The 6,339-nt window shown below is 60.6% G+C and carries 4 protein-coding genes and 1 pseudogene; all 5 read left to right on the top strand.

The window, feature by feature from the left end; translation table 11 throughout:
- Window positions 1-1,136 (top strand): annotated as a pseudogene (locus tag AB4043_RS17000) (vWA domain-containing protein); the annotation flags it as partial.
- Entirely contained in the window at window positions 1,133-3,895 is a 2,763-nt protein-coding gene (locus AB4043_RS16995; protein WP_442307596.1) for a hypothetical protein, read from the top strand. The pseudogene AB4043_RS17000 and the gene AB4043_RS16995, both read left to right, overlap by 4 nt.
- Window positions 3,883-4,755 carry a hypothetical protein gene (locus AB4043_RS16990; protein ID WP_442307595.1) on the top strand — a complete coding sequence of 291 codons (873 nt, stop codon included), beginning with the start codon at window positions 3,883-3,885 and terminating at the stop codon, window positions 4,753-4,755. Before AB4043_RS16995 ends, AB4043_RS16990 begins: the two co-directional genes overlap by 13 nt.
- Window positions 4,756-4,887: 132 nt before the next feature.
- Window positions 4,888-5,751 carry a ChbG/HpnK family deacetylase gene (locus tag AB4043_RS16985; protein ID WP_442299708.1) on the top strand — a complete coding sequence of 288 codons (864 nt, stop codon included), beginning with the start codon at window positions 4,888-4,890 and terminating at the stop codon, window positions 5,749-5,751.
- Between the two features lie 15 nt (window positions 5,752-5,766).
- Window positions 5,767-6,339, top strand: a 573-nt coding sequence (gene bshA / locus AB4043_RS16980) for an N-acetyl-alpha-D-glucosaminyl L-malate synthase BshA (RefSeq protein WP_442307594.1), incomplete at its 3' end; no start/stop codon positions are given.

Genomic DNA, 6,339 nt, shown 5'->3' with positions numbered 1-6,339 from the left:
GCCTTAGCCGCTGTGCAGTTGCCATCGAGGGGGGTGATGCACTTCCGTCGGATGATCAATGGCGCTTCGCCGTACGTCGCAGCGACCCTGAGCACATCCTGCTGGTCCGTCCGGCGAACGATACTCGCTCGCCGTTGTATGTCAGCGCTGCCATCGCTGCAGCCAGCCAGGGAGCCTATCTGTTGCAACCGATGAGCTCCGATACGGTCACGGAATCCGATCCAACGAAGTACGCCTATGTCATCTTGTCGGATGTGCCTTCCCTGCCAATCGCATTTGAGAACGCATTGAAGAAATACGTTCAGGGCGGCGGAAACGTGCTGATGGCGGTCGGTACGAACGCCGGACGCCAGGGCAAGCTTCCTTTGCTTGGAAGCGGCACCGGACAGCCGCATCTCTATACCCGAGAAGGCGATCCGATGAGCGTCGGTGATCTTGACCGCACGCACGCGGCACTTCGCGAGACCACCGGCTGGACCGACACGCACTTCTCGTTCGCTGCCAACGTCGACACGAACGGGATGCGCATTCTCGCAAAGCTGACGGACGGGACACCGCTGCTTATGGACAAGCAGCTAGGCGAGGGACATGTGCTTATCCTGGCCTCGGGCTTCGACAATCTGACGAATGATCTTCCACTCTCTCCGGCCTTCGTCCCCTTCCTTGATCTGGCGACACGCTATCTTTCCGGTACAGAACGTCTAAGCGGAGCCCGGCTGGTGGACGAATTTGTTCCTCTGCGCTCTGCAACGACTGGGAACGGCCCGGGAGCGAGCGTTGACGTGATTGCGCCTGACGGTCGCCGCCCGCTGACATTGGCCGAAGCGGAGACCGCGCAGACGCTGCGGCTCAGCTCCGCGGGCTTCTACCAGGTGCGGTTCGCGAACGGCCGCGACGGCCTGATCGGCGTAAATGCCGACACGCGTGAGAGTAACCTCGAAATCCTTCCGCCCGATGTGCAACAGCTCTGGGCGGGCAGCGCCAACGGCAATGGCGGCAGCACCGCCGGCGCCGTGCAAAATGACACCGTACGCGTCAGCTTATGGTGGTACGCTATGCTCGTCCTCTTCCTGGTGGCTCTGGCGGAGTCCATCGTGGCCGGGCAGTACCTGGGTACGCAAAGGGAGGAAGCATGAGCCGTCAACAACAGCTCAACGCCTACATCGACAGCGTCGAACGCCGGCTTCGGCTGGCAGCTACTCTGCGCGGTTCGGCTGTCATTGCAGCCACCGCTCTTATCGTGACTGTCGTCGCCGTCCTGATTCTGAATGCCTACGCCTTTCCGTTGCGCGGCCTTACTCTGACACGTCTGGCCATGCTGCTGGCGATCATCGTCGCCGCGACCATCGCGCTGGTGATCCCGCTGCTCCGGCTGACACGCGCAGCCAGTGTGAAACATGCAGAACGCGCCTTCCCTGCCTTCGATGACCGTCTGTTGACCTTCTCTGAGCGGCAGGAGACACAGTCAGGTCCGTTCCTCGAACTGCTTGCAGGAGACACACTGGCCGTTGCCGAGAATGCCAGCCCACACGACCTGGTGCCGCAGCGCACCTTTTACGCATTGATGGCTGGAGGCGTAGTTTCACTCGGCATCCTGCTGTGGATGATCGCCGCAGGCCCCGGCTACCTCGGATACGGCGCCTCCCTCCTCTGGACCGGACCCAAAAAGGATGTCCCACCGCTCTATGACATCCGCGTAAGTCCAGGGAACGCCGCTTTACGCCGTAATACCGATCAGCTTGTTACCGCACAGATTACCGGCGTGCAGACCGACAAGGTGCAGCTCTTTGCCCGTTACCAGAGTGCGGGACGTTGGGAACCTGTGCCGATGAAGCCGCTGGAAGGAGCTCCCGGTTATCAGTTCCTTTTCACCGCACTGCCTGAGAATGTGGAGTACTACGTCAACGCTGGTCCGTTGACCAGCAGCCACTACACGCTGCGTGTTGTGGATATGCCGCAAATTACCGCCATCAAGGTAACGTACAACTACCCCAAATGGACCGGCATGAAGCCGCAGGTGGATGATCACGGTGGTGATCTACGCGCGATTGAAGGCACCGAGGCTGAACTCGAGATTCACACAGACCGGCCGCTTCGAGATGGCCTTCTAGCCCTCGACGATGGCACAACGCTGAAGCTCAGCGGAGGTCAGGGCAATACCTACACCACCACGCTGAAGATGCAGAAGGACGGCGCTTATCATATCGCCGGTATCGACCAGGGCCAGCCGGTTCGCCTGACGGAGGATTACTTCGTCGCAACCAACAAGGCAGAGCCTCCGACCATTGCCATCGAGAAGCCTTCGAACGATTACCGGGCCAGTCCGATTGAAGAGGTCACCGTAAAGGTGAAGGGCTCGGCGGAGTTTGGCCTGAATGCAATGGCCCTGCACTACTCCGTCAACGGTGCGCCTGAGCAGACCGTGCCCATGCTGAAAGCTCCGGGGCTGCGCCAGGCGGACGGTTCACAGATGTTGAGTCTTGAGAGCTTCAAGATGCAGCCGGGCGACGTCATCAGTCTCTACGCTACAGCCCGTGACGGGCATGCTGAATCGAAGACCGAGATCAGCTTCATCCAGGCCGATCCATTTGAGCGCGAATTCTCGCAATCGCAGGCAGGCGGTGGAGGAGGCGGTGGTGGCGGTGGAGGACGACAGGACCAGGGAGAGATCTCCCGCCGCGAGAAAGAGCTAATCGCGCAGACGTGGAAGCAGCAGAACGACAAGACGACCACGCACAAGTCCGGTGAGGACCAGGCGAAGTTTCTATCGGATGTGCAGAGCAAACTGCGTCAGCAGGTCGATGCGCTCTCCGGTCGCCTGAACAGCCGCGATATGACGGCAATGAATGAGAGCTTCAACTCCTTCGAGAAAGATATGCAGGAAGCCTCGAAGGCTATGATTCCCGCGACCGATAAGCTGCGTCAGATGCAGTGGAAGGATGCGATCGCCAATGAGCAGAAGGCGCTGCAGTATCTGCTGCGCGCCGAGGCGACCTTCCGCCAGATTCAGGTTGCCTTTGGCCAGCGTGGTGGAGGAGGCGGCGGTGGCGGTGGATCCATGGGACGCGACCTGGCCACACTGCTTGATCTCGAGCTCGATACCGCAAAGAATCAGTACGAGAGCGCGCAGACAGGGTCTCCGCAGGAAGAGAAAGAGAAGAAGATCGACGACGCGCTGCAGAAGCTCGATGCCCTGGCGCGGCGCCAGGAGGAGCTGGCACAGCAGCAGCGCAATAATCCACAACAGAGCTTCCAGGAGCGTTGGCAGCAGGAGATGCTGCGCCGCGAGGCTGAACAACTGCAGAAGCAGATGGAGCAACTAGCCCAGAACCAGAACGGACAGCAGGGCCAGCAGAATGGGCAACAATCCGGCCAACAAGGAAGCCAGTCCGGTTCGCAATCAGGTTCTTCTCAATCCGGTTCCCAGTCGGGGTCTCAATCCGGATCGCAATCAGGCTCCCGCTCCGCTTCAGCTTCCGGATCCTCAGGAAGCCAGTCCGGCAATCAACGTGGCGATGATCCTCGCGTACAGCAGGCGCTCGATCGTCTGCGCCGCGCCAATGATGAGATGAAGCGTGCCGCCAGTCCACAGGCCGGCCAGCAGAACTCGCAGCAGGCGGCCAATGAGGCAGCACGACGTGCCGCGGAGTCTCTCCGCCAGGCAACCGGTCTTATGGGAGGCGCGCAACAGCAGCAGGCCAGCGGCAAGCTCGATGGCCTTTCGCAGGAGGCCGACCGCATTGCGAAGGAAGAACGCAATCAGGCCGATCRCATCCGTCAGTTCGTCGATGAGCAGAACCGGAAGGGCCCTGCAACCACGATGCAGGAGATGGTAGATCGATCGACTGCGCGAAACCGTATGAAGAAGGCATTCGTGCCGGCATGGACAAGTTGAACCAGCAGGTGCGCCAGGCCGCAAATGGTATTGGCAGCGGGAATGATGCCCGACAGCAGCAACGCCAGAATTCCGGAGACCAGACGGCGGCTCTTAGCGCGCTCGATCGCTTCCGCAGCCGCATCGAATCCCTCAACCGCGGCAACGGTCAACAGCCCGGCAATAACCAGCAGCGGGGACAGAATGGCCAACCCAACGGTCAGAATGGCAGCCGCAACGGACAGGGACAGCCAGGACAACAAGGGCAACAGGGGCAGCCCGGCCAACAGGGGCAACAAGGGCAGCAGGCCGGAAATGGTCAGCAGCCGGGAGGGCAGCAAGGCGGCAATCAGCGCGGTGGTGGACAGCAGATAGCCGGCAATGGTGGTGGCGGTGGACGCGCCGAAGCTGCCGGTGGCGATCTGGGTAATACCGTGAACCGCGGTGGCGGCTATGACAATGGCACCGTATGGGGGAACGTCAATACCGGGAACAACCAGTTCGACCGCTCGCGCCGTGCCGGCGACCCCGGCAATCCAAATAACCCGGCGGATATGCAGCAGATCATCTCTCAGGGCATTCGCGATCTCAACAATCTGCGTCAGGCTGCGGGCAACGATTCGCAGGCGAAGAAGGATATCGAAGACCTGCAGCGCCAGATGCAGAACCTCGATCCACGGCGCTTCCCGGGCAATCCGCAGATGGTGGAGCACATGAGCGCCGAGGTACTGGCACAGGCAGACAAGCTGGAGCTACGGCTCCGTCAGAATGGAGCGCTCGATCAGGGACAGGTCCGCAGTCCCAAGCCGAAGTCGGCAGCGCCCGCCTACCAGGATGCTGTCGCCGACTACTACCGGCGGCTCAGCAAGACACCACAGTAACGGCTAGAGCATTTTCACTGTAGACGTGATGTAGGGCTTCCGCATCTAGGGGCGTTTTCCGCAATGAAAACGCCGCTGCACGCCTCTTGCGGGCTACCCAGTAACAGGGAAAACGCTCTACACTCAGGCTTGATGCCGCAACTGATCATCAACGCCGACGATTTTGGTCAGGCGCCTGGAATTTGTCGTGCCGTCGCCGAGTTGCATGACGCCGGCGCATTAACCTCTGCAACCCTGATGGCCGGCGGCGTGGCTTTCGATGAGGCTGTATCCATCGCAAAACAACGCCCGAATCTTGGCGTCGGATGCCATATTGTTCTTCTCGACGGTCAACCGATGTTGCCGGCGGGCGAGGTGGCTTCCCTGCTTGGCCCCGACGGCCACAACTTTCGGCCGACACTCGGTAGCTTTGTGTGGGCTCTGGCCGCGGGCAAGGTGCGGGAGGACGAGATCGAGCGCGAGGCGACCGCCCAGATCCGCAGGCTGCAGGACGCTGGTATCACCGTCACCCACGTCGACACACACAAACACACGCACATGTTTCCCTCTGTCCTGCGTCCGGTACTTGCGGCGGCGAAAATCTGTGGAGTCTATCGAGTCCGCAACTCCTTCGAACAGCCCTGGAGCCTGCACGCCTCACAGGCCGATGCCTTCCGGGCGTTTGAGGTGCGTGGCCTGCGCACGCGCTTCCTTTCTCGTTTTCGCAGACAAGCCCAGCAGAGTCATGTTTTCGCTCCCGACGGCTGCATTGGCGTCGCAGCTACGGGCCGGGTCAACGCTCCCATGATCGAAGCCTGGATAAAGGCTATGCCGCCGGGTGTCTGGGAGATCGCCTGTCATCCCGGCTATCGTGACAGCGTTCTCGCTTCGCAGCGAACCCGGCTGCAGGCATCACGCGAGGAAGAGTTGTGTGGCCTTCTCGCCATACTTCCCCGCATCCAAGCCCTTCGCCCGGACATCGAACTCACACACTTCGGCAACATCGCCGTCCAGTAAGGAAACGAGTCGTTCATGAAGATCGGCATTACCTGTTATCCCACCTACGGCGGCAGCGGCGTCGTCGCGACGGAGCTCGGCATTGAACTCGCCGCCCGTGGGCACGAGATTCATTTCATCACCTACGCGGAGCCCTTCCGCCTGACCGGTCGTGAGGCCAACATCCGTTATCACGAAGTTCCGGTCACCAACTATCCGCTCTTCCAATTCCCTCCGTATGATCTGGCGTTGGCAACGCGTATGGCCGAGGTAGCGGAGTTCTACCAGCTCGATCTGCTGCATGTGCACTACGCCATTCCACACTCTGTCTGTGCGCTGTTGGCCCGGCAGATGCTGGCTGCGCGCGGAATCAGGCTGCCGTTCATCACCACGCTACACGGCACCGATATCACGCTCGTTGGGCAGGATCACTCCTTTCTGCCAATCACCAAGTTCGGCATCGAGCAGTCCGACGGCATTACGTCGATCTCGCAGTATCTGAAGGAAGAGACGGAACGCGCGTTCTCGATCACACGTCATATCGAGGTGATCCGCAACTTCGTCAACTGCGACGTCTACATGCGCCGTCCCGAAGTCTACGAACGTGAC

Origin of the sequence: Terriglobus sp. YAF25 (genome assembly GCF_052113305.1) — a bacterium.
Classification (GTDB): Bacteria; Acidobacteriota; Terriglobia; order Terriglobales; family Acidobacteriaceae; genus Terriglobus.
This window is presented reverse-complemented; position numbering and strand designations above follow the sequence as displayed.

Excerpts from the sequence above, each read along its gene's own strand:
- AB4043_RS16990 (WP_442307595.1), top strand. The coding sequence starts at position 3,883 with ATGGACAAGTTGAACCAGCAGGTGCGCCAGGCCGCAAATGGTATTGGC.
- AB4043_RS16985 (WP_442299708.1), top strand. The coding sequence starts at position 4,888 with ATGCCGCAACTGATCATCAACGCCGACGATTTTGGTCAGGCGCCTGGA.